Source organism: Citrobacter sp. Cpo103 (assembly GCF_030332605.1).
In the GTDB taxonomy this organism is placed as follows: Bacteria; Pseudomonadota; Gammaproteobacteria; order Enterobacterales; family Enterobacteriaceae; genus Citrobacter; species Citrobacter portucalensis.
The window spans coordinates 236,063-262,012 of sequence record NZ_JAOWHO010000032.1 but is presented as its reverse complement, the minus strand read 5'-3'; the positions used below and the strand labels follow the sequence as shown (position 1 = coordinate 262,012).

The 25,950-nt window shown below is 52.7% G+C and carries 25 protein-coding genes; 10 read left to right on the top strand and 15 right to left on the bottom strand.

The genetic code is table 11. The features are described 5' to 3' along the window. Window position 1: 1 nt before the first annotated feature. Together OGX89_RS13880 and yiaK are read right to left on the bottom strand one after the other, a co-directional pair. The gene (locus OGX89_RS13880; RefSeq protein WP_003827357.1) at window positions 2-466 is read right to left on the bottom strand and encodes a YhcH/YjgK/YiaL family protein; all 465 of its coding nucleotides are present in this window, start codon (window positions 464-466) and stop codon (window positions 2-4) included. A gap of 11 nt (window positions 467-477) precedes the next feature. Continuing rightward, window positions 478-1,476, bottom strand: coding sequence for a 3-dehydro-L-gulonate 2-dehydrogenase (yiaK, locus tag OGX89_RS13875; RefSeq protein ID WP_003827358.1), 999 nt, complete (start codon window positions 1,474-1,476; stop codon window positions 478-480). 217 nt (window positions 1,477-1,693) lie between these two features. Between yiaK and yiaJ the strand changes: the two genes are divergently transcribed. Both yiaJ and OGX89_RS13865 read left to right on the top strand, forming a co-directional pair. Next, window positions 1,694-2,509 carry an IclR family transcriptional regulator YiaJ gene (gene yiaJ / locus OGX89_RS13870; protein WP_003827359.1) on the top strand — a complete coding sequence of 272 codons (816 nt, stop codon included), beginning with the start codon at window positions 1,694-1,696 and terminating at the stop codon, window positions 2,507-2,509. Between the two features lie 105 nt (window positions 2,510-2,614). Continuing rightward, a complete protein-coding gene (locus OGX89_RS13865; RefSeq protein WP_048227301.1) occupies window positions 2,615-3,088 on the top strand; it encodes a 4Fe-4S dicluster domain-containing protein in 474 nt (157 codons plus the stop codon). 34 nt (window positions 3,089-3,122) lie between these two features. Here the strand turns inward: OGX89_RS13865 and avtA are convergent, their stop codons facing one another. Both avtA and malS read right to left on the bottom strand, forming a co-directional pair. Further along, a complete protein-coding gene (avtA, locus tag OGX89_RS13860) occupies window positions 3,123-4,373 on the bottom strand; it encodes a valine--pyruvate transaminase (protein ID WP_126956466.1) in 1,251 nt (416 codons plus the stop codon). 176 nt (window positions 4,374-4,549) lie between these two features. Beyond that, on the bottom strand, window positions 4,550-6,580 hold the full coding sequence (gene malS, locus OGX89_RS13855) for an alpha-amylase (RefSeq protein WP_126956464.1): 2,031 nt from the start codon (window positions 6,578-6,580) through the stop codon (window positions 4,550-4,552). Window positions 6,581-6,896: 316 nt separating this feature from the next. Between malS and OGX89_RS13850 the strand changes: the two genes are divergently transcribed. After that, window positions 6,897-7,721, top strand: coding sequence for a protein bax (locus OGX89_RS13850; protein WP_003827364.1), 825 nt, complete (start codon window positions 6,897-6,899; stop codon window positions 7,719-7,721). Window positions 7,722-7,765: 44 nt separating this feature from the next. Here OGX89_RS13850 and xylR read toward each other — a convergent pair whose 3' ends face one another. Then, on the bottom strand, window positions 7,766-8,944 hold the full coding sequence (gene xylR, locus OGX89_RS13845) for a D-xylose utilization transcriptional activator XylR (RefSeq protein ID WP_286560647.1): 1,179 nt from the start codon (window positions 8,942-8,944) through the stop codon (window positions 7,766-7,768). 361 nt (window positions 8,945-9,305) lie between these two features. On the opposite strand from xylR, the gene xylA reads away from it, so the two are divergent. From xylA to yiaB, 3 genes are all read left to right on the top strand, one after another. Continuing rightward, window positions 9,306-10,628, top strand: coding sequence for a xylose isomerase (gene xylA / locus OGX89_RS13840; RefSeq protein WP_003024252.1), 1,323 nt, complete (start codon window positions 9,306-9,308; stop codon window positions 10,626-10,628). A gap of 71 nt (window positions 10,629-10,699) precedes the next feature. Next, on the top strand, window positions 10,700-12,154 hold the full coding sequence (gene xylB / locus OGX89_RS13835) for a xylulokinase (protein WP_003827367.1): 1,455 nt from the start codon (window positions 10,700-10,702) through the stop codon (window positions 12,152-12,154). A gap of 167 nt (window positions 12,155-12,321) precedes the next feature. After that, window positions 12,322-12,687 (top strand): inner membrane protein YiaB, encoded by a 366-nt coding sequence (gene yiaB / locus OGX89_RS13830; RefSeq protein ID WP_003827369.1) that lies wholly within the window; start codon window positions 12,322-12,324, stop codon window positions 12,685-12,687. Here the strand turns inward: yiaB and OGX89_RS13825 are convergent. After that, a complete protein-coding gene (locus OGX89_RS13825; protein ID WP_003827371.1) occupies window positions 12,684-13,679 on the bottom strand; it encodes an acyltransferase in 996 nt (331 codons plus the stop codon). The two genes, yiaB and OGX89_RS13825, sit on opposite strands and share 4 nt — an antisense overlap. A gap of 172 nt (window positions 13,680-13,851) precedes the next feature. Between OGX89_RS13825 and OGX89_RS13820 the strand changes: the two genes are divergently transcribed. The 3 genes from OGX89_RS13820 (at window position 13,852) to glyS (ending at window position 17,246) form a co-directional block, all read left to right on the top strand. Then, window positions 13,852-14,160, top strand: coding sequence for a YsaB family lipoprotein (locus tag OGX89_RS13820; protein ID WP_126956462.1), 309 nt, complete (start codon window positions 13,852-13,854; stop codon window positions 14,158-14,160). Between the two features lie 95 nt (window positions 14,161-14,255). Next, entirely contained in the window at window positions 14,256-15,167 is a 912-nt protein-coding gene (gene glyQ, locus OGX89_RS13815) for a glycine--tRNA ligase subunit alpha (protein WP_001168551.1), read from the top strand. 9 nt (window positions 15,168-15,176) lie between these two features. Further along, window positions 15,177-17,246 (top strand): glycine--tRNA ligase subunit beta, encoded by a 2,070-nt coding sequence (glyS, locus tag OGX89_RS13810; RefSeq protein WP_008786433.1) that lies wholly within the window; start codon window positions 15,177-15,179, stop codon window positions 17,244-17,246. Window positions 17,247-17,359: 113 nt separating this feature from the next. On the opposite strand, the gene cueP is transcribed toward glyS, so the two are convergent. The 3 genes from cueP to OGX89_RS13795 all read right to left on the bottom strand — a co-directional run bounded on the left by cueP (window position 17,360) and on the right by OGX89_RS13795 (window position 18,870). Continuing rightward, window positions 17,360-17,899 carry a copper-binding periplasmic metallochaperone CueP gene (cueP, locus tag OGX89_RS13805; RefSeq protein ID WP_003827382.1) on the bottom strand — a complete coding sequence of 180 codons (540 nt, stop codon included), beginning with the start codon at window positions 17,897-17,899 and terminating at the stop codon, window positions 17,360-17,362. 188 nt (window positions 17,900-18,087) lie between these two features. After that, window positions 18,088-18,300, bottom strand: coding sequence for a transcription antiterminator/RNA stability regulator CspE (cspE, locus tag OGX89_RS13800; protein ID WP_000014594.1), 213 nt, complete (start codon window positions 18,298-18,300; stop codon window positions 18,088-18,090). Window positions 18,301-18,579: 279 nt separating this feature from the next. Then, on the bottom strand, window positions 18,580-18,870 hold the full coding sequence (locus OGX89_RS13795; protein WP_003827383.1) for an HTH-type transcriptional regulator: 291 nt from the start codon (window positions 18,868-18,870) through the stop codon (window positions 18,580-18,582). 380 nt (window positions 18,871-19,250) lie between these two features. On the opposite strand from OGX89_RS13795, the gene OGX89_RS13790 reads away from it, so the two are divergent. Further along, window positions 19,251-19,961 carry a DUF3053 domain-containing protein gene (locus OGX89_RS13790; protein WP_003827386.1) on the top strand — a complete coding sequence of 237 codons (711 nt, stop codon included), beginning with the start codon at window positions 19,251-19,253 and terminating at the stop codon, window positions 19,959-19,961. A gap of 57 nt (window positions 19,962-20,018) precedes the next feature. Here the strand turns inward: OGX89_RS13790 and ghrB are convergent, their stop codons facing one another. From ghrB to OGX89_RS13760, 6 genes are all read right to left on the bottom strand, one after another. After that, entirely contained in the window at window positions 20,019-20,993 is a 975-nt protein-coding gene (gene ghrB / locus OGX89_RS13785; RefSeq protein ID WP_126956460.1) for a glyoxylate/hydroxypyruvate reductase GhrB, read from the bottom strand. Window positions 20,994-21,015: 22 nt separating this feature from the next. Beyond that, on the bottom strand, window positions 21,016-22,296 hold the full coding sequence (locus OGX89_RS13780; protein WP_048215328.1) for an MFS transporter: 1,281 nt from the start codon (window positions 22,294-22,296) through the stop codon (window positions 21,016-21,018). A 64-nt stretch (window positions 22,297-22,360) separates the two neighbouring features. Then, window positions 22,361-23,299 (bottom strand): sugar kinase, encoded by a 939-nt coding sequence (locus OGX89_RS13775; protein WP_071446719.1) that lies wholly within the window; start codon window positions 23,297-23,299, stop codon window positions 22,361-22,363. A 3-nt stretch (window positions 23,300-23,302) separates the two neighbouring features. Continuing rightward, a complete protein-coding gene (locus OGX89_RS13770; protein ID WP_126956459.1) occupies window positions 23,303-24,052 on the bottom strand; it encodes a sugar phosphate isomerase/epimerase family protein in 750 nt (249 codons plus the stop codon). A gap of 99 nt (window positions 24,053-24,151) precedes the next feature. After that, entirely contained in the window at window positions 24,152-25,168 is a 1,017-nt protein-coding gene (locus OGX89_RS13765) for a LacI family DNA-binding transcriptional regulator (RefSeq protein ID WP_100271779.1), read from the bottom strand. 104 nt (window positions 25,169-25,272) lie between these two features. Beyond that, window positions 25,273-25,935, bottom strand: a complete 663-nt coding sequence (locus tag OGX89_RS13760) for an OmpA family lipoprotein (RefSeq protein ID WP_126956457.1) — start codon at window positions 25,933-25,935, stop codon at window positions 25,273-25,275. Between the last annotated feature and the right edge of the window lie 15 nt (window positions 25,936-25,950).

Here is a 25,950-nt window from a genome sequence, read left to right as displayed (position 1 = left end):
TTTATAAAACTGAAATAGCAACCTTCACGACTATTTTGCGGATCGGTGTGGCGACAGTTTTATGACATGCTGGACGATGAACATCCTGCGGGAAAAATATGGCGTAACTTCCCGGAATCATTTCAATAAAAGATTCATGTTCGCTGGCGTGATAAAAAATAATATCGCGCTGTTCTAATAGCGATTCACTGATTTGGTTATTCCCGGTATCAATGGCAATCCCGATTTTCTCTTCACCCCAGGCCAGAAACTGAATATCCAGATAGCGGCGATGCACCTCAGGACGATTTTCGGCAACGTCACGCGTGGTTAAATCAATAATTTGCGCGAAGATATTTTTACCGTCGATCTCCACCACGCCCGGCTCCAGTTTGCGAAAATCTGCGGTGCGCAGAAAGTCGAGCGCCCTTTCAATCGCAGCAGGCAAATGGCATGGGTTAGGTTGAGCAATATGTCCGAAGATCATGGTGTTGCTCCTTACAGGGCCTGAATTTTTGCCCAGACGCTGTCGTCAACGGTGATACCGTTCCGGCGATTTTCTTCCAGTAGCTTTGTAAACTCGTGGCCCGGCAGACGGACAGGCGTGTTTTCATCTGCGCGTTCGGCGGTGGTGATGAAATCCATAATCCGCTGTAGCTTGGCATCACGAGTGGCGCCATCAATCAGCTTATCCACTTCAATGGCGATAAATATCTGTGAAACGCCATATTCATCGCTATTATCCTGGGTGACTTCCGCAACGGAAGAGCCATCAGAAAGCAGAGTGGCAATCATATCCAGCACAATCGACAGACCTGAACCTTTCCAGTAACCCATTGGCAATATGCGGCGGTTTTTTTCTATAACGCCCGGCTCTTTGGTGAGATTGCCTTCATCATCAAAGCCACCATCTACCGGCAGTTCGCGACCGGCCAGGCGATTCACTTCCAACATGCCGTAGGAGAACATGGACATCGACATATCAACCATGGTGATTGGCGATGAGGGGATCGCGACGATCAGCGGGTTAGTGCCAATGCGGCACTCTTTCGAACCCCACGGCGGCATGACGGCAATCGAGTTAGTCCAGCAGATACCGATGTAACCTTTCTCCGCCGCCTGCCAGCCATAGCTGCCACCGCGCATCCAGTGGTTGGCGTTACGCAGTGCGACCAGGCCAATACCGTGATCGGAGGCCAGCTCAATGGCTCTGTCCATCATCTTTTTCGCCGTCAGATTGCCGATCGAACGCTGAGCATCCCATTGTTCAATCGCCCCCAGGCTGGTAATGCGTTGCGGTTTGGCCTCAGGAATGATGTCGCCGTTATCCAATTGCTGAATAAAACGAGGAAAACGATTCACACCGTGCGAATAAACGCCGGACTCGGTAGTGCGCGCAAACATTTCGGCACAGGCATCGGCGGTTTCAACGGCAATACCGCGTGCCAGCAGTACCCGATTGAACGCATCTTTCAACTGCTCAAAAGTGACTTTCATTCCTGTTTCCTTGTTTAAATTTGATCGCTTTTTTATCTCTAAATTTCACTATGCGAAATCTGATTTCAAATATAGCGATCAAATTTTGACAGATCAACGGGGTGGTCTATTTTTTAAAATCATCAAAATCAAATAGTTGTGTTTTTTCGGTTCAGATCGTGAACTGAAACACACTTTGCGCTACCATCAGAGCGCGACGAAAAGGGGAGCGGAAGCGATGGGCACAAAAGAGAGTGAAATGACGCAAGACAAAGAGAGGCCAGCCGGAAGTCAGAGCCTGTTCCGTGGTTTGATGTTGATTGAGATTCTGAGTAACTATCCGAATGGGTGCCCACTGGCCCATCTGTCTGAACTGGCCGGGCTGAACAAAAGTACTGTGCATCGACTCCTGCAAGGGCTGCAGTCCTGCGGATATGTCACGCCTGCACCTGCTGCGGGTAGCTATAGGCTGACCACCAAATTTATCGCCGTTGGGCAGAAGGCTCTGTCGTCACTGAATATCATCCATGTTGCCGCGCCGCACCTCGAAGCGTTGAATATTGCTACTGGTGAAACAATCAACTTCTCCAGCCGTGAAGATGACCACGCGATTCTGATTTATAAGCTGGAACCGACGACGGGCATGCTGCGTACTCGCGCTTATATCGGTCAACATATGCCACTGTATTGCTCCGCGATGGGTAAAATTTATATGGCGTTTGGGCATGCGGATTATGTGAAATCTTACTGGGAGAGCCATCAGGATCTTATTCAGCCGCTGACCCGCAATACCATTACCGGTTTACCAGCGATGTACGACGAATTGGCGCAGATCCGCGAAAGCAGTATGGCGATGGATCGGGAAGAGAACGAATTGGGCGTTTCCTGTATTGCCGTGCCGGTGTTTGATATTCATGGTCGGGTGCCGTACGCGGTGTCAATTTCACTATCTACCTCGCGACTTAAGCAGATAGGGGAAAAAAATCTACTCAAGCCGCTACGGGAAACCGCGCAGGCGATTTCAAATGAGCTGGGTTTTACCGTTCGCGATTAAGGTTATTCAGTCACCTGATAAAATTTAACCGTTTCCCCTGTCCGATCAAAGCGTCAGGGGCGGTCTCTCTGGCACTCTGTGGTTTTCACGCAGAGGGAGGGGGCAATGAACGCGTTTATTATGGCGGATGCGGCAAAATGTATTGGGTGTCGTACCTGCGAAGTTGCCTGCGTCGTCGCGCATCAGCAAAACCAGGACTGTGCTTCGGTCTCTTCTTCTGCGTTTATACCGCGGATTCGGGTCATCAAAGACGACGCCTTTACCACGGCGGTCGCCTGCCATCAATGCGAAGACGCTCCCTGTGCGAATGTTTGTCCAACTCACGCCATTCGTCGTGAACATGGGCATATCTTCGTTGAACAGGCACGTTGTATTGGTTGTAAAAGCTGTATGCTGGCCTGCCCGTTTGGGGCAATGAATGTCGTTGCCCGTTCGTCGCGGGCGCAGGCGATAAAATGCGATTTGTGCTGGCATCGCGAGACGGGGCCCGCGTGTGTCGAGGCCTGCCCGACCAGCGCGTTGCAGTGTATTGATGCCGTCAGTATTCAGCGACAGCGCCTGCGTTCACAGCCGCTGTGAAGTGAGCCCGACCCGCACTTGGGTCGGGTTTGCGTTAGCCTTCCAGCCAGGCGCGTTCGATCTCTTCCGCCAGAATCTTCACGCCAGCTTCGATTTTCTCCGGCTCTGGCACGTAGTTCATCCGCATGCACTGATGGGTATGCGGCCAGGGTTTATCCAGCCCCGGGAAGAAGTAGTCACCAGGAACCATCAGTACGCCGCGCGCTTTCAGGCGCTGATACAACAGTTCGGTGGTGATCGGTAAATCTTTGAACCATAGCCACAGGAAAATCGCACCTTCAGGTTTATGGATAAGGCAGCGATCTTCAGACAAGTAGCGGCGAATAATCGCAATCGTCTCCTGAACGCGCTGATAGTAAAACGGCTTGATAACCGTTTCGGACAGGCGCAGCAGATCGTTACGTTTAATCATCTCGCACATCATCGCCGGTCCCATCCCGCCAGGTGCAAGGCTGATGATGCCGTTCATATTGGTAATCGCAGTGATGATTTTTTCATTCGCGATAATGATACCGCAGCGGGAACCTGGCAGACCCAGCTTGGAAAGGCTCATGCACAACACAATGTTGGGGTTCCACAACGGGCGTGCTTCGCTAAAGATAATGCCTGGGAATGGTACGCCATAGGCGTTATCAATCACCAGTGGGATCCCATGCTGGTTGGCCAGCCGGTCCAGCTTCATCAGCTCGTCGTCGGTGATCACGTTGCCTGTCGGGTTAGTGGGGCGCGACACGCAGATCATGCCCGTTTCTTCACCGATATGCAGGTGTTCAAAATCAACGTGATACTTAAATTGGCCTTCCGGTAGCAGCTCAATGTTCGGACGTGCTGAGACGAAGAGATCTTCTTCCAGCCCGGAATCGGCATAGCCAATGTATTCCGGCGCTAACGGGAATAACACTTTTTGCGTTGTTCCGTCAGCGCGGCGTCCGGCGAACAGATTGAATAAGTAGAAAAACGCGCTCTGACTGCCATTTGTCAGTGCAATATTTTGTGGTTCGATATCCCAACCCTGCTTCTCACGTAGCAGTTTCGCCAGTTCAGACAGTAGCTCGGTTTTCCCTTGCGGACCGTCATAATTGCAAAGCGCATCAGTGGCTTTGCCGTTTTCCAGCATATCTGTCAGCAGAGACTGGAAGTAATTTTGCATCTCTGGAATTTGCGCCGGATTACCACCGCCGAGCATGATGGCGCCTGGGGTGCGTAAACCGTCGTTGAGGTCCTCCATCAGGCGGGTGATGCCTGAATGGCGGGTAAATTTGTCGCCAAAAAGTGAGAATGTCATAGCAGGGGGTCTGTCGAACTGAGTAGTAAAGTGGCTAACCATAGCGCTACCTATGGCAGGGTGCAAATCAGGGGGGAGGGGCTGGATTGATGTTTTATGCTACAGATGTTTACCTGGCTGGTTTTTTATTTTGTGTTGAGCTTCCCGCTGTATGCACAGCGAGAAGCCTGTTGGGATCAGGGCTGACCGGCCCACACCACCATCACCTTATCGTCGCCATGCTCGCGGATAAATCCGTATCCCTGCTTCAATGTCAGCGTGGTCTGTTTACCGGCACCGATGGCGGGATGTCTGGCCCGGAACTGACTGATGCGTTGCCAGTGAGCGACGCTGGCGGCAGATTTCCCGGTCACATCCGGCCAGTTCATTTCTGAGCGCGTACCCTGCAATGGGTCTGAACCTGTTGGTCCAAAGGGCCGGGCCGACTCGTCGCCGTAAAAGAGTTGTACCGCGCCTGGCGCCAGCAGCAATAGCTCGGCGGCTTTGTCTCCACCTTCGCGGAACAGACGTGTATCGTGCGAGGAAAGATAGCTCAGAACGTTGAAATCCTGCAATTTTTCAGCCATCTGTTGCCAGGTGACATCCATACTCGCCAGACAATCGACGGCCTTTGCCGCCTGTTCCTGATAGTCGAAATTGATCATCGCATCAAAGCCGTGACGGTAATAGTCGCTTTGCATCACGCCGTGACCCCAAGCCTCGCCGGTCATCCAGAAAGGTTTGTCATCAAGCGCTTTATCCGGGTTCGCTTTCTTCCATTCAACCAGTGCCGCGCTGGCCTGTGTTTTTAACTGCTGCCAGGCGGGAAGTTCGACGTGTTTGGCGGTATCGACCCGAAACCCGTCAATCCCGTAATCACGCACCCACTGGCTGAGCCAGTGGGTCAGATAATCGCGGGGCGTGTAACCAGCAATAGCTTTAGCGTGCGTATCCGGTTTGTGTTGATAAAAGTTTGGCAGCCCGGAAGGCGTGGTGGATTCGGTTTTCAGATCGGGCAGGAAAGCCAGCGACATGGTCAGGTCGTCAAAACCCGGATTGTCGTAATCGCCAATATCGGTGCGGATCCAGTTTTTCCCCCACCATTTTTCCCAGCCTGCTTTATCGCTGAAGTTGATGTAATCATTAAAGCTGTGCCAGCTTTGCCCGGCGGCTGGCTTCCAGTCCGTCCAGTGTTCACCGAGCGTGTTTTTCAGTTCATCGCCCGACAAGTACAGGGTCCCAAACTGATACTCCTGCATATCCGCCAGCGTGGCGTAGCCGGTATGGTTCATGACGACATCGAACAGGATGCGAATGCCGCGCTGGTGCGCACCGTCAACCAGCGCACGCAGGTCAGCTTCATTACCCATATTCGCGTCGAGCGTGGTCCAGTCCTGAGTGTAATAGCCGTGGTAAGCATAATGGGGGAAATCACCTTTGGTGCCACCGCCGACCCAGCCGTGAATTTGCTCAAACGGCGCGCTGATCCACAGGGCGTTGATGCCTAACTGTTGTAGATAGTCGAGTTTGCTGGCCAGACCGCGCAAATCGCCCCCGTGGAAAGTGCCAATTTCCTGCATGTTGTCGTTGCGACGCCCGTAGCTGTGGTCGTTGCTTGGGTCACCATTTACAAAGCGATCCGTCAGGACGAAGTACACCGTAGCGTTATGCCAGTCGAAAGCGGCTGGGGCGTCAGTTTCCGCCCGTTCCAGCAGCAACAGTCCGTTACTGGCTGCAGCAGGCTGTAGGGTAATCGACCCATTTTTTACCGTTGCCGTTTGCTGGCTGTAGAAATCACGTACCACGGCACCTTCCGGAAAGGTCTGGCTCACATCCAGTGTTAACGGCGAACCATCCCATTTCGGGCACTGGCGAATCTGGGTCGTGACAGGGTCAGCGGCGCTTTTTACCGAGAGCATCAACGTTGGCGTTCCGGAGCGGGTATCCACTTCCAGCGTGTAATCGCCGTCTTTGAATAAGCGCCACTGCGGCGGGGCGCCTTCACACGGTTTTAGCGACAGCATCTGGTTGAGTTTTATTGCATCAGCAGGCTGCCAGCACTGTTGGTCAAAATTCAGGATTAGAGGACGAGTACCCTTCGTCAACGCTGCATGGCTGACGAATTTACCCGTACCTTCCGCTTCGAAGGTGGGGAGTCCCTGAGAAGTCCATGATGAGGCGATGGCAATGCCGGGCATGAGCGCCAGCGCAACGGCGGCAAGTTTCATAATGCTGTCCTTGGTGCTGCGATTTTCGCCAGTTTGCCAGTGAAATCAGGCCGGAAACTCCTCCTTTGAGTCGATTCCGCCAGGAGGAGAAGTGAGGGTGAGCGATCGCGCGCAAAAAATGAACTTATTTTGCGATAACCTCCACATTTTCTTCGAATTAATAGCACCCTTAACCGTTAATGCGTGACATGGTTTCAGAATTGGACTATTCCTTTGGGTGCTCTTGACGGCTATTTTTGATATGATTTGAGATTCATCTCTCATTTTTGTGAAAAATATAAGGTGTTGGAATGTATAAATCCGACCAGGAGACCTAATGATATTGACTCCCATTCGACGATATGGGGCAATGATTCTTATGTTACTCACCGTTGCATTTTCGGGTGAGGTGCTGGCAAAGACACACACGGCGACAACGAGTCACAAGCCCCAGGTAATCAAGACAAGTAATACACAGGTAAGCAGTAAACAAGAGTATTCTCGCAATAGTGCAAAGAGTAGTTCACTTCCTGATTTGCGAAAATACCCTTCCGGAACACCAAGGAAAAAAGCGTTTCTCCGGACGGTTATGCCTTACATTACCAGTCAAAATGCTGCCATTACGGCAGACCGTAACTGGCTGATTTCAAAACAGTACCAGAACCGCTGGTCACCGACTGAGCGTACGCGTATGAAAGACATCGCGAAGCGCTACAAGGTGAACTGGTCTGGCAACACGCGTAAAATTCCGTGGAATACGCTGCTTGAGCGCGTAGACATTATCCCGACCAGTATGGTGGCAACCATGGCTGCGGCTGAAAGTGGCTGGGGTACGTCGAAGCTGGCGCGTAGCAACAACAACCTGTTTGGCATGAAATGTGGCAAAGGTCGTTGTAACAATGCACCGGGTAAAGTGAAAGGCTACTCACAGTTTGAATCGGTGAAAGAGTCGGTGAATGCCTACGTCATTAACCTGAACACGCATCCGGCTTACTCTTCTTTCCGTAAGTCACGTGCGCAGCTGCGTAAAGCCGATCAGGAAGTCACCGCTACCGCGATGATTCATAAGCTGAAGGGTTATTCCACTAAAGGACAGAGCTACAACAACTATTTGTTCGCAATGTATCAGGATAACCAGCGTTTAATCGCCGCGCATATGTAATTCTGTGTGCCGGATGGCGGCTTCGCCGCATCCGGCAATATTCCTCACAGCAACACTTCGCTGTTCACATCGCGATACTCTTTGGGCGTCGTGTCATACTCTTTCTTAAAGACCGAATAAAAGTATTGCAGAGACGGATAGCCGCACATCTGTGAAATTTCGTTGATTGAAAGCGTGGTAGAAATCAACAGGCTGCGCGCTTTTTCCAGCTTTTCGGCATGAATCACGGCGTGGATAGTCTCTCCGACCTCTTCTTTAAAACGCTTCTCCAGATTCGAACGAGAAATCCCCACTGAATCCAGCACTTGTTCAACCTTAATACCTTTACAGGCATGGTTGCGGATAAAGTGCATCGCCTGAATCACCGCCGGATCGGTTAATGAACGGTAGTCGGTTGAGCGGCGTTCAATGACGCGCACCGGAGGAACCAGTGTACGTTGCAGCGGCAGCTCTTCATTTGCCAGTAAACGATGTAAGAGTTTAGCGGCCTGATACCCCATCTGCCTGGCTCCCTGGGCCACGGATGACAGCGCCACCCGCGACAGATAGCGGGTCAGTTCTTCGTTGTCGATCCCAATCACACACAGCTTTTCCGGTACTGGAATATGTAGGTGCTCGCAGACTTGCAGGACGTGCCGTGCCCGCGCGTCGGTAACGGCGATAATACCGGTTTGCGGCGGTAGTGTTTGTAGCCAGTCCGCCAGATGATTTTGCGCGTGCTGCCAGTTTTCCGGTGCGGTTTCCAGCCCCTGATAGACAACGCCGCGGTACTTCTCTTTGGCAACCAGCTGGCAAAACGCATATTCACGTTCCGCGGCCCAGCGTTTGCCGCTTGAAGAAGGCAGACCATAAAACGCAAAGCGGTTAACCCCTTTCTCTTTCAGATGCAGGAAAGCGCTTTCTACCAACGCGTGGTTATCGGTGGCGATGTAATGAACTGGGGGATAATCTTGCTCCAGATGGTAGGAGCCTCCAACGCCGATAATGGGAACCTCCACATCGGCAAGTAATTGTGCAATGTCATCATCGTCATAATCAGCAATAACGCCGTCGCCTAACCAGTCTTTAATATTATCGATACGGGCGCGGAAATCTTCCTCAATGAATATATCCCACTCGGATTGCGATGCCTGTAAATATTCACCCACTCCTTCTACCACCTGGCGGTCATAGGCTTTATTGGCATTAAATAACAGAGTGATGCGGTGACGTTTATCAAACATAATAACCTGTCCTGGAAAGGTTAACGTGGGCCTGTCGATACTAGCAAAATCGCAGGTACGACTGCTTGATGAAGCGTGACAAATTTCTTATTTGCCTGGTGCTACGCAAAATTCACATACTGCCAGTGGGATGACAATTGCCATTTTTTATCTGCGCATTACGGTTTTTTGTTTATTGGCTAACCTTCGATCGCGATCGCTTTTTTATTTCGTTTTTCAGCGCGTTTTTTTGGGAGCCAGCGCACGTTTGGGTATTCTCTTAATAGCGGTGTGAAATAACGTAATTGAGCAATAAATCAGGAAATTCCAGTATAGCTACATCGCAGTTTACTTACCGTATTACCTGATTATGGAGCTTATTATGCCGGCTTATTTTGACCAACTCGATCGTGTTCGTTTTGAAGGCACTCAATCCACCAACCCGCTCGCATTTCGCCATTACAACCCTGACGAAATAGTATTGGGCAAGCGCATGGAAGATCATCTGCGTTTTGCTGCCTGCTACTGGCATACCTTCTGCTGGAACGGGGCGGATATGTTCGGTATGGGCGCTTTCGATCGTCCATGGCAGCAGCCTGGTGAAGCTCTGGCGCTGGCGAAACGCAAAGCGGATGTGGCATTTGAGTTTTTCCACAAGCTGAACGTGCCTTACTACTGCTTCCATGACGTGGATGTTTCGCCGGAAGGTGCGTCTTTGAAAGAGTACAAAAACAACTTTGCGCAGATGGTTGATGTGCTGGCGGCAAAACAGGAACAGAGCGGCGTGAAGCTGCTGTGGGGTACAGCAAACTGCTTCACTAACCCACGCTACGGTGCGGGTGCGGCCACAAACCCAGATCCAGAAGTGTTCAGCTGGGCAGCCACGCAGGTGGTTACGGCCATGGATGCCACGCATAAGTTAGGCGGCGAAAACTACGTTCTGTGGGGCGGTCGTGAAGGTTATGAAACGCTGCTGAATACCGATCTGCGTCAGGAACGTGAGCAGATTGGTCGTTTCATGCAATTAGTCGTGGAACACAAACACAAAACTGGTTTCCAGGGCACTTTGCTTATCGAGCCGAAACCGCAGGAACCGACCAAGCACCAGTACGACTACGATGCGGCGACCGTGTACGGATTCCTCAAGCAGTTCGGTCTGGAAAAAGAGATCAAACTGAATATCGAAGCCAACCACGCTACGCTTGCAGGCCATTCGTTCCATCACGAAATCGCCACCGCTATCGCGCTGGGTCTGTTTGGCTCTGTCGATGCCAACCGCGGCGATGCACAGCTGGGCTGGGATACCGACCAGTTCCCGAACAGCGTAGAAGAGAATGCCTTGGTGATGTACGAAATCCTGAAAGCGGGTGGCTTCACCACCGGCGGCCTGAATTTTGATGCCAAAGTACGTCGTCAGAGCACCGATAAATACGATCTGTTCTATGGTCATATTGGCGCGATGGATACCATGGCACTGTCGCTGAAAATTGCGGCCCGTATGATTGAAGACGGTGGCCTGGATCAGCGTGTGGCTAAACGTTATGCCGGTTGGAATGGTGAGCTGGGCCAGCAAATTCTGAAAGGCCAGATGACGCTGACAGAAATTGCGCAGTACGCTGAACAACACAACCTGGCGCCAGTGCACCAGAGCGGTCATCAGGAATTGCTGGAAAATCTGGTAAACCATTATTTGTTCGACAAATAACGGGTCTCTGAGAACGTCCGTAAGCCCGGTCAGCTAGCGCTACCGGGCCTTTCTTTAAGGAACGATGCCTTATGTATATCGGGATAGATCTTGGCACATCAGGCGTAAAGGCCATTCTGCTCAATGAGCAGGGCGATGTGGTGGCTTCACAAACGGAGAAACTCACCGTCTCGCGCCCGCATCCGTTATGGTCAGAACAAGACCCTGAGCAGTGGTGGCTGGCAACGGATCGCGCGGTAAAAGCACTGGGTCAGCAGCATTCACTCCGCAAGGTGAAAGCGTTGGGGATTGCCGGGCAGATGCACGGTGCGACGCTACTGGATGAACAACAGAAGGTATTGCGTCCGGCTATCTTATGGAACGACGGTCGCTGTGCTGAAGAGTGCGTGATGCTGGAGAATCAGGTTCCGCAGTCTCGAGCGATCACTGGCAACCTGATGATGCCTGGCTTTACCGCGCCAAAACTGCTGTGGGTGCAACGCCACGAGCCGGAGATTTTCAACCAGATTGATAAAGTCCTGCTGCCGAAAGATTACCTGCGTTTGCGCATGACCGGTGATTTTGCCAGCGATATGTCTGATGCGGCAGGGACAATGTGGCTGGATGTCGCGAAGCGTGACTGGAGCGATGTCATGCTGGCTGCCTGTAAACTGACTCGCGCACATATGCCTGCGCTCTATGAAGGCAGCGAGATTACCGGAACCTTATTGCCAGACGTCGCCAAAGCCTGGGGAATGGAGGAGGTTGCGGTGGTTGCCGGAGGCGGTGATAACGCGGCGGGCGCGGTTGGCGTAGGCATGATGAATGCCGGTCAGGCGATGCTTTCGCTGGGGACATCCGGCGTCTATTTTGCGGTGAGTGATGGTTTCCTAAGCAAACCGGAAAGTGCGGTTCACAGTTTTTGCCATGCTTTGCCTGAGCGATGGCATCTGATGTCTGTAATGTTAAGTGCGGCATCGTGTCTGGACTGGGCGGCAAAATTAACCGGACTGGTGAGCGTTCCTGCGTTGATTGACGCTGCGCAACAGGCGGATGAACACGCGGAGCCGGTCTGGTTTTTACCTTATTTGTCCGGCGAGCGTACGCCGCATAACAATCCGCAGGCCAAGGGCGTATTTTTCGGTCTGACGCATCAGCATGGTCCGGCAGAACTGGCACAGGCGGTGCTGGAAGGTGTGGGTTTTGCGCTGGCTGACGGTATGGACGTGGTACATGCCTGTGGCATTCAGCCCGCCAGCATTACGCTGATCGGCGGCGGGGCACGTAGCGAATACTGGCGTCAGATGCTATCTGACATCAGCGGATTGCAGCTGGATTACCGTACCGGCGGTGACGTTGGCCCTGCACTCGGCGCGGCGCGCCTGGCGCAAGTTGCCATGAATCCGCAAACGTCGTTATCAGAGTTACTGCCTCAACTTACGCTGGAGCAGGCGCATTATCCTGACGCGGAGCGTCATGCTCGTTATCAACAGCGTCGAGAAACCTTCCGTCGTATCTATCAGCAATTACAACCGCTGATGTCCTGACCACTTTCCCCTCTGGCTAGCAGAGGGGAATTTGCCGCATGCATATATCCACAAAAATAATAAATTACACGTATGGATGTATTCTGAAAGTCCTGTGTAGTCGCTTTTTTCTGTGTTGTCTTTAGCGGGTTATTCATATTGTATCCATGATGGATAAGGAGATCCCAATGAAGACAACCAGGCTGTTGCCATGGATATTATTCCTCTCAGGCATACTGACTTACAGTATCGGTTTATGGCGCGCATGCCCGTTACTGAGCGGCAAGGGGTATTTTTTGGGGGCATTGATGACGGGGATGTTCGTTACGTATGCCTATCAACGTGCAGTAAATCTCAATCAAATTGATGAACGCTTCGCTTCCGTGTGTCAGATGGTGGCGCTTATCACGATAGGGTTGTTGCTGGTGGGGGTGTGGAATGCCCCGTTGGCGCCCTTTGAAATAGGGTTATACCCGGCAGCATTCTTCGTCTGTTTAATGGGGCAATTTTTACTGCAGCGTTCGCGTAATCAGGCGTTGCCTGGAGACACCTAACTCACCAGCCTGCGCGTATCGATACGTTGCAACAATACGGACAGCAGCAGGCTTCCCGCCAGCGTGGCGCTGAAAATCCACAGCATATCCAGCGGTGGCCAGTTTTTGAGTTCAATTCCGTTGGTACGTAGTGCGTGAATGATCAGCGCATGAAAACCATATATGCCCAATGAATGGCGAGAAATAAGGCCCAGTAGCGGCAGAGTACGTGTGCTGAGCGTATTTTTGACCAGCGTCAGGAGCGAGGCGGCGCAAATAAATACCGCTGGGCCGCAGTAGAGGTACCAGGTATCGGCAAAATTGCCTCGCCAGCGCAGTTCATGCAATGTGCCACGAGAAATAATAAATACTGCGGTAATAAATACCGTCGCACAGAGCCAGCTGAGCGCACGCTTTTGCGTATCCATCATGCCAATCGCCCGGCCCAGCATGCCGTACAGGATGTAATAGAAAGTATCGCCACTGATGTACAGGTTGACAGGGAGCCACTCAAAGCCGCCGATTTTTTGCGAGACGGTGTTGGGATTGGCAATCACCCCAATCACCACCATGAGCGCCAGTAGCATCTTGCCGCTGATATTTTTCACCTGTATCAGCGGAGAAACCAGGTAGATGACGGCGATCGCGAAGAAAAACCACAGATGATAGAACACCGGCTTTTGCAGCAGGTTCTTCAGCGACAGCTCAGCGTTGATCGAGGTAAACAGCAGGATATAGGCCAGCGCCACGCTGCTGTAAAACAGAATGCAAAGCGCGATGCGCAGGAAATGGCGCGGTTTGGCGCTACGCTCACCAAAGAACAGATAGCCCGAAATCATAAAGAACAGCGGAACGCTGACGCGAGAGGCTGAATTGAGCACGTTAGCCAGATCCCAATTCAACGGGCTGACGCTTTGCGCATTGGTGATGTACCAGGTTGTGGTGTGGATCATCACGACCATTAAACAGGCTATCCCGCGCAGGTTATCAATCCAGAAAATTTTGGGCTGCATCAGTTCCTCTGTGTCCATTAAAAAAAGTCTGACCGATATTTTGCGAACGTAGCTCACTGGAATAATCCGAGTTCTTACGCTAAAGCTTGAGATGGTCTGATGAGATTCTCAAAATAGGATCTGTTTCCAGACACTAATAATAAGACTGACCAGCAAACCAGGCGGTAATAAAATGATGATGAAGTATTTCTTTCCCGCGATCGCTACCCTTTTGCTGGTAGCGTGCGCTGACATTCAACCGTCTGCACCTGCGCAGAAAGCGCAAAAGGTTAAGGTCAGTGCCACGCGTTCGCTGGATATGGAGTCATTGTGCAAAAATGAGGCGGCGCAACGCTACAACACTGGCACGCAGAAAATTGATATCTCCGGCCTGGAACAATTCCAGGGCAGCTATGAGATGCGTGGTTCTACCTTCCGTAAAGAGAGTTTTGTCTGTTCTTTTGATGCAGACGGGCAGTTTTTGCACCTTTCCATGCGCTAAGTTCCCCCTTTTTCCCGTTTCGTACTGTATATCTTGCAGCCAGCGGGTATACTGATCGCTTCCTTTAAATCCACACGTATCCAGCACGAAATAATATGCAAAAGTTTGATACCAGGACCTTCCAGGGCTTGATCCTGACCTTACAGGATTACTGGGCTCGCCAGGGCTGCACCATCGTTCAACCATTGGACATGGAAGTCGGCGCGGGAACATCTCACCCAATGACCTGCCTGCGTGCGCTGGGGCCGGAGCCGATGGCGACTGCTTATGTGCAGCCTTCTCGTCGTCCGACCGATGGCCGCTATGGCGAAAACCCGAACCGCTTACAGCACTACTATCAGTTCCAGGTAGTGATTAAGCCGTCTCCGGACAACATTCAGGAGCTGTACCTGGGTTCTCTGAAAGAACTGGGTATGGACCCGACCATTCACGATATCCGTTTCGTGGAAGATAACTGGGAAAACCCGACGCTGGGTGCCTGGGGGCTGGGTTGGGAAGTGTGGCTGAACGGCATGGAAGTGACGCAGTTCACCTACTTCCAGCAGGTTGGTGGTCTGGAATGTAAACCAGTAACCGGGGAAATTACCTACGGTCTGGAACGTCTGGCCATGTACATTCAGGGCGTAGACAGCGTTTACGACCTGGTCTGGAGCGACGGCCCGCTGGGTAAAACCACTTACGGCGACGTGTTCCATCAGAACGAAGTGGAGCAATCCACCTACAACTTCGAATACGCCGACGTGGACTTCCTGTTCACCTGCTTCGAGCAGTACGAGAAAGAAGCGCAGCAGCTGCTGGCGCTGGAAAATCCGCTGCCGCTGCCTGCGTATGAACGTATTCTGAAAGCCGCCCATAGCTTCAACCTGCTGGATGCGCGTAAAGCCATCTCCGTCACCGAGCGTCAGCGCTATATCCTGCGCATTCGCACCCTGACTAAAGCAGTGGCAGAAGCTTACTACGCTTCCCGTGAAGCCCTTGGCTTCCCGATGTGCAACAAAGACAAATAAGAGGCGGCCATGTCTGAGAAAACTTTTCTGGTGGAAATCGGCACTGAAGAGCTGCCACCAAAAGCACTGCGCAGCCTGGCTGAGTCCTTTGCTGCAAACTTTACCGCGGAGCTGGATAACGCTGGCATCGCGCACGGCAACGTTGAGTGGTTCGCCGCGCCGCGTCGTCTGGCGCTGAAAGTCGCGAATCTGGCGGAATCTCAACCCGATCGCGAAGTTGAAAAACGCGGTCCGGCCATTGCCCAGGCGTTTGACGCTGAAGGCAAACCGAGCAAAGCGGCAGAAGGTTGGGCACGTGGCTGCGGCATCACGGTTGATCAGGCTGAGCGTCTGACTACCGACAAAGGCGAATGGTTGCTGTACCGTGCGCATGTAAAAGGCGAAAGCGCAGAAACGCTGCTGCCAAACATGATCGCCACGTCACTGGCGAAGCTGCCTATCCCGAAACTGATGCGCTGGGGCGCGTCTGATGTCCACTTCGTGCGTCCGGTTCACACCGTGACCCTGCTGCTGGGCGACAAAGTGATTCCGGCAACGATTCTGGGCATTCAGTCCGATCGCGTGATCCGCGGGCACCGCTTTATGGGCGAACCGGAATTCACCATCGATTCTGCCGATCAGTACCCGGAAATCCTGCGTGAGCGCGGCAAAGTAATTGCGGATTACGCTGAGCGTAAAGCGAAAATCAAAGCCGATGCTGAAGAAGCGGCGCGTAAGATTGGCGGTAACGCTGATCTGAGCGAAAGCCTGCTGGAAGAAGTCACCTCGCTGGTGGAATGGCCGGTAGTGCTGACCGCGAAGTTCGAAGAGAAATTCCTCGCAGTTCCGTCTGAAGCGCTGGTACACACCATGAAAGGTGACCAGAAGTACTTCCCGGTTTACGCGAACGACGGCAAACTGCTGCCGAACTTTATCTTCGTTGCCAACATCGAATCGAAAGATCCGATCCAGATTATCTCCGGTAACGAGAAAGTCGTTCGTCCGCGCCTGGCGGATGCCGAGTTCTTCTTCAATACCGACCGTAAAAAACGTCTGGAAGACCATCTGCCGCGTCTGCAAACCGTGCTGTTCCAACAGCAACTGGGTACGCTGCGCGACAAGACTGACCGTATCCAGGCTCTGGCGGGCTGGATTGCTGGTCAGATTGGCGCTGATGTTAACCACGCAACGCGTGCTGGCCTGCTGTCCAAGTGTGACCTGATGACCAACATGGTCTTCGAGTTCACCGACACCCAGGGTGTGATGGGCATGCACTACGCGCGTCACGATGGCGAAGCGGAAGATGTAGCCGTGGCGCTGAACGAACAGTATCAGCCGCGTTTTGCCGGTGATGATCTGCCGTCGAACCCGGTAGCTTGTGCCGTGGCGATTGCTGACAAGATGGACACCCTGGCTGGTATCTTCGGTATTGGTCAGCATCCGAAAGGCGACAAAGACCCGTTTGCGCTGCGTCGTGCTGCGCTGGGTGTGCTGCGTATTATCGTTGAGAAGAACCTGAATCTGGATCTGCAAACGCTGACCGAAGAAGCGGTTCGTCTGTATGGTGACAAGCTGACCAACGCCAACGTGGTGGATGACGTTATCGACTTTATGCTCGGTCGCTTCCGCGCCTGGTATCAGGACGAAGGTTACACCGTCGACACCATTCAGGCCGTACTGGCACGTCGTCCGACTCGTCCGGCTGATTTTGACGCACGTATGAAGGCGGTTTCGCACTTCCGTACGCTGGAAGCCGCGTCCGCGCTGGCTGCCGCGAACAAGCGTGTATCGAACATCCTTGCGAAGTCTGAAGAGACGCTGAATGACCGCGTGAATGCGGCGACGCTGAAAGAGCCGGAAGAAATTGCGCTGGCAATGCAGGTGGTTGTGCTGCGCGATAAGCTGGAGCCTGTCTTCGCTGCCGGTCGTTACCAGGAAGCGCTGGTTGAGTTGGCAGAACTGCGTGAACCGGTTGATGCGTTCTTCGAGAAAGTGATGGTCAACGTAGAAGATAAAGATCTGCGTATTAACCGTCTGTCTATGCTCGAAAAACTGCGCGAGCTGTTCCTGCGCGTGGCAGATATTTCTCTGCTGCAGTAACGGCCCTGCGCTGACTTAGAAAATGCCGGATGGCGGCTTCGCCTTATCCGGCCTACGAGAGAAACACCAGTAGGCCGGATAAGCATTGCGCCATCCGGCATTTTTTTATGTTATTAGCGCAACTGCAATTTTGTCAGACAGGTCTGGCTGTCTTCCATCGTCTTAATAGGATACTTCGCCGTTTTACCGTTGTAGCTCACTGCGATGGTGCCTTCCATATTGCGCGGTAGCCATACCCCGACAAAGCCATTACGGCCGCTCTTCATCGCTTTTTGTACCACCACATCACCCTTGTTATCCGTCACTTTGACATTGAATGTCTTCTCCGGCATTTCGCCCTGGCAGCCAGAAAGGCTGTGGTTGAAGCAAGGATGTGTTTGCCATTCATACGGGGCAAACGACAGATAGAACTTGTCACCGAGCGGCAGGGTATAAACCTGATCGCCCGAAGAGAGCTTCAGCGCGGTGCTGGTGATGGACGCTGAGTACGGCAGCGGGCGACTCTGCGGTGATTGATCGATCGTTTCTACGATTTGTTCGACGGATTTCCCGCTAAGTCCGTGTTCGGCCAGAAAAGTAGCTTCCGGCGTTGCCGCGAACGCAGTACCAGTGGTGAGCAAACCTAAAATCAGCAGCAGTGAGGATTTCGACATAGCTTCAATTCCTTGTGAAAATTGTGGAATATAGACTGGCTCACTATAAAGCTTGCCCTTAGGGAAAGGTCAAAGGGGCGACGGGTAAAGTAATGCAAAGAAGCGTTTAGGTGGGATGTGCTGCGAAGTACAGATAAAAAAAATCCCCGCCGTTTGGCAGGGATTCAGAATTTTTGAGCTTTTTAAGCTTACAGGCTGGTTACGTTGCCAGCTGCCGGGCCTTTAGCGCCGCTTTCGATGGTGAAGGAAACTTTCTGACCTTCGTCCAGAGATTTGTAGCCATCGTTCTGGATAGCAGAGAAGTGTACGAACACGTCTTTAGAGCCATCGTCAGGAGTGATGAAGCCGAAACCTTTGTCAGCGTTGAACCATTTTACGATACCAGTCATTTTACCGGACATAGTGTATTACCTTTTAAAAAATAAGTGTGCCTTTCGGCGATATGGCGTGCTTTACAGATTTTTTAACAGTAAAGGAAATGCTCACTACGAAGGGTATCAACGATAACTCTTGAAGGGACTTGCCTTACTAACTGCTGTAATGGTCTGTACGTCAAACCGTTGAGGGCATTAACTCATTTTACGCATGTGGATGCAACTACTATTTTCTTTTTTGTGGATAACCTTCGTAAGAGAACGGCCCTGTAACAGGACCGTTCTTAAGCAAAATTGAAAAATAGTTCAATCCATCAGTTGCTTACTTAACCTAGGGTCTGCCTGAATCAGGCGCATTAACTTCAATTCGGTAGTGGAAGGCTTTACGCGTTTAGACTCCCATTCATGAACCATCGCGACCGTCACGCCCATCACTCGGGCAAAATCATCTGTTTTTAAACCTGTCCCTCGTCGTAGCTGTTCAAATTCGGTGAAAGGGTTGGTTTTTTGCGGCAGAGTGACCGTCTGCGATACATCTTTAAAAACAATCTGCTCCAGACTGCTTAGCAGTTCAAACATAGGATCTTTGTATTCCATTGAGAACTCCTACAAATCACACAGCGGGATCGTGAATTTCTTCGAAGCTCATTAAGAGTAGTCGGAAAAAATGAAGCCGGATTTAAGGTTTGTGTGATGGATTCGTTTCAGCGGATCGCAGGTGATAATCTTTTGCTGGCTAACGAACTGATAAAGGTCGGGATCTCCGAACGATCGATTCCGATTGTAAAGATGACTAAAATATGACGCCGAGTGGTAAATGCAGCATTGTTTAGCAAAACGAACGGTGGTGGGAACGGTTATTTTCCCCCACAAGATTACGCGGAAAGGGTATCTTGCGGGGCTGACCTGGACTATCCTTGTCAACGTCAGGCACGCGGGTGTCGTTGTGCGCATTTTTGGGTGAAAGGAGTATTAAAATGGCGACAGGTAAGTCCTGCTCTCGCTGGTTTGCGCCTGTTTTGGCGCTCTTAATGGTAGTTGGCCTGAGTGGGTGTTTTGATAAAGAAGGCGATCAACGCAAAGCGTTTATCGATTTTCTGCAGAATACTGCAATGCGTAGCGGAGAGCGTTTACCAACGCTGACCGCCGATCAGAAAAAACAGTTTGGCCCGTTTGTGTCCGATTACGCGATTCTGTATGGCTATTCGCAGCAGGTTAATCAGGCGATGGACTCCGGTCTGCGCCCGGTGGTTGATAGCGTAAATGCGATTCGTGTTCCTCAGGATTATGTGACTCAGCGTGAACCGCTGCGTCAGGCAAATGGTGCGCTAGGTGTATTAGGGCAACAGTTGCAGAATGCGAAACTACAGGCAGATGCTGCGCATGGCGCGCTGAAGCAGGGCGAAGATCTGAAGCCGGTCTTTGATCAGGTGTACAACAAAGTTGTTACTGCACCAGCAGAGGCCTTACAGCCGCTGATCCCTGCCGCGCAAATTTTCACGCAGCAGTTGGTGCAGGTTGGTGATTTTGTGGCGCAGCAGGATACGCAGGTGAGCTTTGTCGCCAACGGTATCCAGTTCCCAACGTCACAGCAGGCAAGTCAGTACAATACGCTGATTGGCCCGTTGGCTGCTCAGCATCAGGCATTTAATCAGGCCTGGACTGCTGCGGTGAATGCCGCTCAGTAATTAAGATACGGTAATACATGAAAGGCCGGGTGAGCGTAAGCGCACCCGGCCTTTTGTTTATGATGCGACCTGCGGGTTTACGCAGTTCTTCTCAACGCGTCCTTGCAGCGCATCGATTAAGTTATCCACCGCACAGGCCGCCATGTTGTAGCGCGTTTCGTGCGTGGCTGAACCAATGTGCGGTACGGCCACCACGTTGGGCAGTGACAGCAGCGGTGAGTCTACCGGTAATGGCTCTTGCTCAAATACATCCAGGCCAGCGGCATGAATTTCGCCTTTTTGCAGGGCGGCAATCAACGCTTTTTCATCGACCACCGGGCCACGTCCGGCGTTAATGAAAATGGCGGAAGACTTCATTTTGGCAAACTGCTCGGTGCTGAACAGATGATGCGTTTCGTCGGTTAACGGCAGGATCAGGCAGACAAAATCAGACTCCTGCAACAGCGTATCGAGGTCGCAGTAACGTGCATTAAAGCGTTCTTCTGCTTCCTGATGATGACGGCGCGCATTATAGAGAATCGGCATGCTAAAGCCGAAATGCGCACGTTGTGCCAGCGCCAGCCCAATGCGGCCCATACCGACAATCCCCAGCGTTTTGTGGTGTACATCGGTACCAAACCAGTCCGGTCCGATACTTTTGGTCCATTCGCCGACCTTTACCCGTTCGGCAACTTCCACTACGCGGCGAGCGGTGCTTAACACCAGCGCCATTACCGTATCGGCGACGGTTTCCGTCAGCACGGTTGGCGTGTGCATCAGCAGCACCTTACGTGCGTTGAGGGCATCGACGTCGAAGTTGTCATAGCCTACGGAAATCGTGGAGGTCGCACGCAGCCTGGGCATTTTCTCCAGCAGAGCGGTATTGACGGCTTCACTGGAGCCCAGTAGACCTTCTGCATTGGCAAAAGCGTCGGCGTGCTGTGTGACCGTTTCCGGGCGCAGGCTAGGCACCTGAGTCACAGTAAAATGCTCTTCCAGGCGATGCAGTAAATCGTCAGGTAACGCTTTATAGAGAATAATGGACGGCTTCATGCGAATCTCCGTAAGTTAAAATTTAAGCGTGGCGTGCGCCAACCGGAATTTGGGAATTATTAGCAGGCTTAACAATTAGAGTTAGCCATACTGAGACAAAAAGCGCTACCCCCATAAAAATGTACGAGGCGGACGGGCTGCCGGTTGCGCCATTGAGGTAGCCGACAAACCATGAACCAAAGAATGAGCCTAGCGCGCCCATGCTGTTAATCAGCGCCATGGCCCCGCCGGCGACGTTGCGCGGCAGCATTTCCGGGATGATGGCGAAGAAGGGACCGTAGGGGGCATACATTGCCGCGCCTGCAATAACCAACAGCGTGTAAGAAATCCAGAAGTGGTCTGCGCCCACGGCCCAGGAGCCGATAAACGCGAACGCCGCGATCAGTAACAGTGGCCAGACAAACAGCTTACGGTTTTGCAGCTTATCGGACGCCCAGGAAACGAGGATCATCGCCGCCGTTGCCGCCAGATACGGTACGGATGACAGCCAACCAACTTCCACCATCCCCAGGTTTGCGCCGCCGTTGCGGATAATCGACGGCAGCCACAGGACAAAACCATAGACGCCAATACTCCAGGCGAAATACTGCATACACAGCAGGATGACGTTACGTGAGCGGAAAGCCTCGCTATAGTTACGTACGGCTTTGATGCCTTGCTGCTCTTTTTCCAGTTGTGCCTGAAGGGCGGCTTTTTCAGATTCTGACAGCCAACCGACCTGAGACGGTTTGTCTTTTACCAGCACCCACCAGCAGAACGCCCAGATGATGGCCGGGAAGCCCTCGATGATGAACATTTCCCGCCAGCCCAGCGCCTGAATCAGGTAACCGGAAACCACGGACATCCACAGGACGGTGACCGGATTACCGAGGATCAGGAAAGTGTTTGCGCGCGAGCGTTCAGATTTCGTAAACCAGTTGCTGATATAAATCAGCATTGCCGGCATCACGGCGGCTTCAACGACGCCAAGAATAAAGCGGATGGCGGCAAGCATTGGAATATTGCTGACCATGCCGGTTAACGACGCGCATGCGCCCCAGAGGATCAGACAGACAAAAATCAGTTTTCGTACGCTGCGGCGTTCAGCGTAAATTGCGCCCGGGATCTGAAAGAAGAAATAGCCGAGGAAAAACAGTGCGCCCAGCAGGGAAGAGATCCCCTTGGTAATGCCGAGGTCCTCGTTGATACCGGCGGCGGAGGCGAAGCTGAAGTTCGCGCGGTCAAGGTACGCCAGGCTATACGTGATAAACACGATTGGCATGATGTACCACCAGCGTTTTGCTGCATTAGTTGAGCTATTCATAGACTGCCCTCTGGTTATGCTGATACGCCGCCTCTGTATGTAGGGTACAGAGTTGGCCGGGAGTTTATTCCCCTAATTGTTCACGTGTGGGTAATCCTTCGCTGTCGCCCTGAACCTGAATGGCCAGTGCGCCAATTTTATTGCCGCGGGTCACCGCCTGATGCAGCGAGCGGCCTTCCAGCAGGGCGCTAATAACGCCTACGGCAAAGCCATCTCCTGCGCCGACCGTATCGACCACATTGTCGACTTTTACCGGTGCCACGCAGCCTTGTTCGCCGCTGGCGGTTTTGTACCAGGCGCCATCAGCCCCGGTTTTCACGATCACGGCCTTCACGCCATGGCGCAGATAAAAGTCGGCGATGGCTTCAGGCGTTTGCTGACCGGTTAAAATCATGCCCTCTTTTAACCCTGGTAAAACCCAGTCTGCCTGAAATGCCAGGCGGTTCAGTTTTTCCACCATTTCGGCTTCGCTTTTCCACAATACCGGGCGCAAGTTCGGGTCGAACGAGATGGTCTTCCCCTGGGCCTTCATGGTGCGGGCGGTATGCGCCAGTAGTTCATAAGAGCTGGCAGAAAGTGCTGCTGCTACGCCGCTCAGGTGCAGGTGGCGCGCGCTGGCGAAATAGGCCTCGTGATAATCTTCAATGCTGAGGTGGCTGGCAGCGGAACCTTTACGGAAATATTCCACAATGGGATCGGTTCCATTTTCAACCTTAGATTTAAGCTGAAAGCCGGTAGCGTAACGCCCGTCCTGGGTGACTCCCTGCGCATCAATCCCTTCTTTTTCCAGCGACTTAACGATAAAACGGCCAAAGCTGTCGTTGCCAACGCGGCTCACCCAACCGACCTTCAGGCCCAGACGAGCAAGACCGGTCGCTACGTTAAGCTCAGCGCCTGCAACGCGCTTGATAAACTGCTCCACATCCGCCAGTTCGCCGGTTTGCGTGGCGACAAACATCGCCATCGCTTCACCAATAGTGACCACATCCAGTGAATTTTTCATGCGTTACTCCTCGCGTAACAGCTCAACGTAGCGGCGGGTAACCGCCACCAAATCCTGCCCTTCCAGGGGGAACTCAATGCCGCGTGGGACATCGTTGGGCAGCGTTTTTAGCAGCGCCAGCCAGCGCGGATCGGCTTCATCAGGCGGTACGGCGCGGTAGCTGTCGTGATATGCAACTGCGGCTTTGACATGGATATAGCCAACGGTTGACGCCAGGTTTTGTGCTGCTTCTTCTGGGGAGTCGCCCACCCACAGCCAGTTGCCCATATCGAAGGTCAGAGATATCGGCAGGTTTTGCGCCTGACAGGCTTCGTTAAAGCGCTGCATTGGCTGCAGGCGTCCGCAGTCGGTCTGATCGTTCTCGACAACCAGCTCCATTCCGCTGTTGTCCAGCCATTGGCGTAGAACGTCGAACTGTTCGGTATGGGAAAAATGGCCGAGGGAGACTTTTAACCACAGTGCCTGCAAGGCCTGCGCTTCCTCAAGTAGTTCTGGAAGACGGGGGTTGAGGTTACCATCCTCAAGGAACAACGGTTCAGGCGCTGAGTAACAGGCCAGCAGGCCGAAGATTTCGATCGCAGAAGCCATCGTTGACAGTGTCTTCAGCTCGGCGTCGGTTAATAGCTCGCGGCGGATTTCGACGCCGTCAGCACCGGCTTCAGCGATGATGGGCAGCATTGCCGTTTGCCCGCCTGCGGCCCGTACCTGGTCGTGGCCGTAAGCGGCGGTGACCACCATAATTTTTCTTTTCATGGAAACTCCAAACTAGCGTTCTTGTTATAACGCTAGATGGAACCGGTTCCAAAGAAAAGCCCATGATGTCGAATTTATGATCACCATCACGAAGGTAATTTAACGGGCGGTAGAGCCTCGCACGATCAGCTCGCCGGAGAAGACCTGTTCCTGAATGGCAGCGGAGCCGCCATCAATCCGGCGCACAACCTGCTCAACGGCGGTGTAACCAATCTGCCAGGTGGGTTGTTTCAACGTGGTAATACCAACGCCCGCCAGCTCTGCCCATTCCAGTTCGTCAAAGCCGAGTAAGCCAATGTCGCTCCCCCAGTTGAGGCCAATGCGTTTCAGGGCGCGGGCTACTTGTAGCGTGAGGGCACCGTTGGCAGAGATAACGGCTTTGCGCATGCCACGATGCTGCTGGTGAAACTGGCGCAGGGTGTCGTCCAGTTGCGTATTGTCCGTGAGCGGGACTTCGGCATTTTGCGCGATAACACCGGGGTATTGCGCGAGCGTGGTGCGAAAAGCGCTCAGGCGTTCGCGGCGGGTATTCACCATGCCGAGTGGTTCGCTGAGGAACAGGATGGCTTCAAAACCTTGTTCGACCAGATGTTCGGTGGCAACCGTTGCCGCCTGGGTGTTATCCAGCCCGACCATATCACAGGCGAAATCGGGAATTTTACGGTCAATCAGTACCATCGGCAGCGCAGACTGTTGCAGGCGGTTCAGCCCCTCTTCGCGCATCCCGACGGCGTTGACCACAATCCCTTCGACCTGGTAGCTGCGCAGCAGGTCGAGATAATGCAGTTCCTGATCCACTTCGTTGTTGGTGTTACACACCAGCGGAGTAAAGCCTTTATCGCGGCAGGCGGCTTCAATACCACTTAGCACGTTGACGGAGTAGGGATTAGTAATATCGGCGATGATCAGGCCAATCAGGCGGGTACGACCGTGTTTCAGGCCTCTTGCCATCAGGCTGGGACGGTAGTCGAGATCGGCAATGGCTTGTTCAATGCGGGCCAGCAGCGCGTCGGAAAGCAGGTGCTTTTCACCGTTGAGATAACGTGAAATGCTGGTCTTGCCGGTTTTTGCAGCTTTCGCCACATCGCTGATGGTTGCCCGTGTTGATTTGCTCATCGCTGATTTCCCTGAATTTGGTGACAACACCTTAACGCGAAAATCAACGATGGCAAGTGCTTCATGCCGGATGGACGCGGACTGTCTCCATCCGGCACAAAACGTTACTGGATCGGGCTTAAGGTAATTTCTACGCGGCGGTTTTGCGCTTTACCTTCCGCTGTGCTGTTGCTGGCGATTGGATTTGCCGGGCCCATACCCTGAGTGCGGATGCGGTTAGCTGCGACCCCTTGAGTGATCAAGGCGCTGGCAACGGAGTCTGCGCGCTGCTGCGACAGACGCATATTCAGATCCTGGCTACCGGTGTTGTCGGTGAAGCCCAGCACGTTGACGGCGGTTTTATTATACTCTTTCAGTACCATCGCCACGCCGGTCAGGGTGTTAGCACCCGCAGGCTTCAGGTTGGCACTGCTGCTGTCGAAGGTGACGTTGTTTGGCATGTTCAGAATGATGTTATCGCCACTGCGCGTCACGCTGACGCCCGTTCCCTGCATTTTTTCGCGCAGTTTCGCTTCCTGCACGTCCATGTAATAGCCGATACCACCGCCAACGGCCGCGCCAGCCGCTGCGCCAATCAGTGCGCCTTTGCCGCGATCTTTCTTCGAAGAAGAGAGTGCGCCAATGCCCGCGCCGACCAGAGAGCCAATACCTGCGCCAATGCCGGATTTACCCGCTTCGCGTTCGCCGGTGTAAGGGTTTGTTGTGCAGCCAGAAACCGCCAGGGCGCCGCTCACGATGGCAGCAATAACAAATACACGTTTCTTCATCTTAATTCCTTAATG

Coding starts and splice junctions, on each gene's coding strand:
- OGX89_RS13880 (WP_003827357.1), bottom strand. CDS start 466: ATGATCTTCGGACATATTGCTCAACCTAACCCATGCCATTTGCCTGCT.
- yiaK (WP_003827358.1), bottom strand. CDS start 1,476: ATGAAAGTCACTTTTGAGCAGTTGAAAGATGCGTTCAATCGGGTACTG.
- yiaJ (WP_003827359.1), top strand. CDS start 1,694: ATGGGCACAAAAGAGAGTGAAATGACGCAAGACAAAGAGAGGCCAGCC.
- OGX89_RS13865 (WP_048227301.1), top strand. CDS start 2,615: ATGAACGCGTTTATTATGGCGGATGCGGCAAAATGTATTGGGTGTCGT.
- avtA (WP_126956466.1), bottom strand. CDS start 4,373: ATGACATTCTCACTTTTTGGCGACAAATTTACCCGCCATTCAGGCATC.
- malS (WP_126956464.1), bottom strand. CDS start 6,580: ATGAAACTTGCCGCCGTTGCGCTGGCGCTCATGCCCGGCATTGCCATC.
- OGX89_RS13850 (WP_003827364.1), top strand. CDS start 6,897: ATGATATTGACTCCCATTCGACGATATGGGGCAATGATTCTTATGTTA.
- xylR (WP_286560647.1), bottom strand. CDS start 8,944: ATGTTTGATAAACGTCACCGCATCACTCTGTTATTTAATGCCAATAAA.
- xylA (WP_003024252.1), top strand. CDS start 9,306: ATGCCGGCTTATTTTGACCAACTCGATCGTGTTCGTTTTGAAGGCACT.
- xylB (WP_003827367.1), top strand. CDS start 10,700: ATGTATATCGGGATAGATCTTGGCACATCAGGCGTAAAGGCCATTCTG.
- yiaB (WP_003827369.1), top strand. CDS start 12,322: ATGAAGACAACCAGGCTGTTGCCATGGATATTATTCCTCTCAGGCATA.
- OGX89_RS13825 (WP_003827371.1), bottom strand. CDS start 13,679: ATGCAGCCCAAAATTTTCTGGATTGATAACCTGCGCGGGATAGCCTGT.
- OGX89_RS13820 (WP_126956462.1), top strand. CDS start 13,852: ATGATGATGAAGTATTTCTTTCCCGCGATCGCTACCCTTTTGCTGGTA.
- glyQ (WP_001168551.1), top strand. CDS start 14,256: ATGCAAAAGTTTGATACCAGGACCTTCCAGGGCTTGATCCTGACCTTA.
- glyS (WP_008786433.1), top strand. CDS start 15,177: ATGTCTGAGAAAACTTTTCTGGTGGAAATCGGCACTGAAGAGCTGCCA.
- cueP (WP_003827382.1), bottom strand. CDS start 17,899: ATGTCGAAATCCTCACTGCTGCTGATTTTAGGTTTGCTCACCACTGGT.
- cspE (WP_000014594.1), bottom strand. CDS start 18,300: ATGTCCGGTAAAATGACTGGTATCGTAAAATGGTTCAACGCTGACAAA.
- OGX89_RS13795 (WP_003827383.1), bottom strand. CDS start 18,870: ATGGAATACAAAGATCCTATGTTTGAACTGCTAAGCAGTCTGGAGCAG.
- OGX89_RS13790 (WP_003827386.1), top strand. CDS start 19,251: ATGGCGACAGGTAAGTCCTGCTCTCGCTGGTTTGCGCCTGTTTTGGCG.
- ghrB (WP_126956460.1), bottom strand. CDS start 20,993: ATGAAGCCGTCCATTATTCTCTATAAAGCGTTACCTGACGATTTACTG.
- OGX89_RS13780 (WP_048215328.1), bottom strand. CDS start 22,296: ATGAATAGCTCAACTAATGCAGCAAAACGCTGGTGGTACATCATGCCA.
- OGX89_RS13775 (WP_071446719.1), bottom strand. CDS start 23,299: ATGAAAAATTCACTGGATGTGGTCACTATTGGTGAAGCGATGGCGATG.
- OGX89_RS13770 (WP_126956459.1), bottom strand. CDS start 24,052: ATGAAAAGAAAAATTATGGTGGTCACCGCCGCTTACGGCCACGACCAG.
- OGX89_RS13765 (WP_100271779.1), bottom strand. CDS start 25,168: ATGAGCAAATCAACACGGGCAACCATCAGCGATGTGGCGAAAGCTGCA.
- OGX89_RS13760 (WP_126956457.1), bottom strand. CDS start 25,935: ATGAAGAAACGTGTATTTGTTATTGCTGCCATCGTGAGCGGCGCCCTG.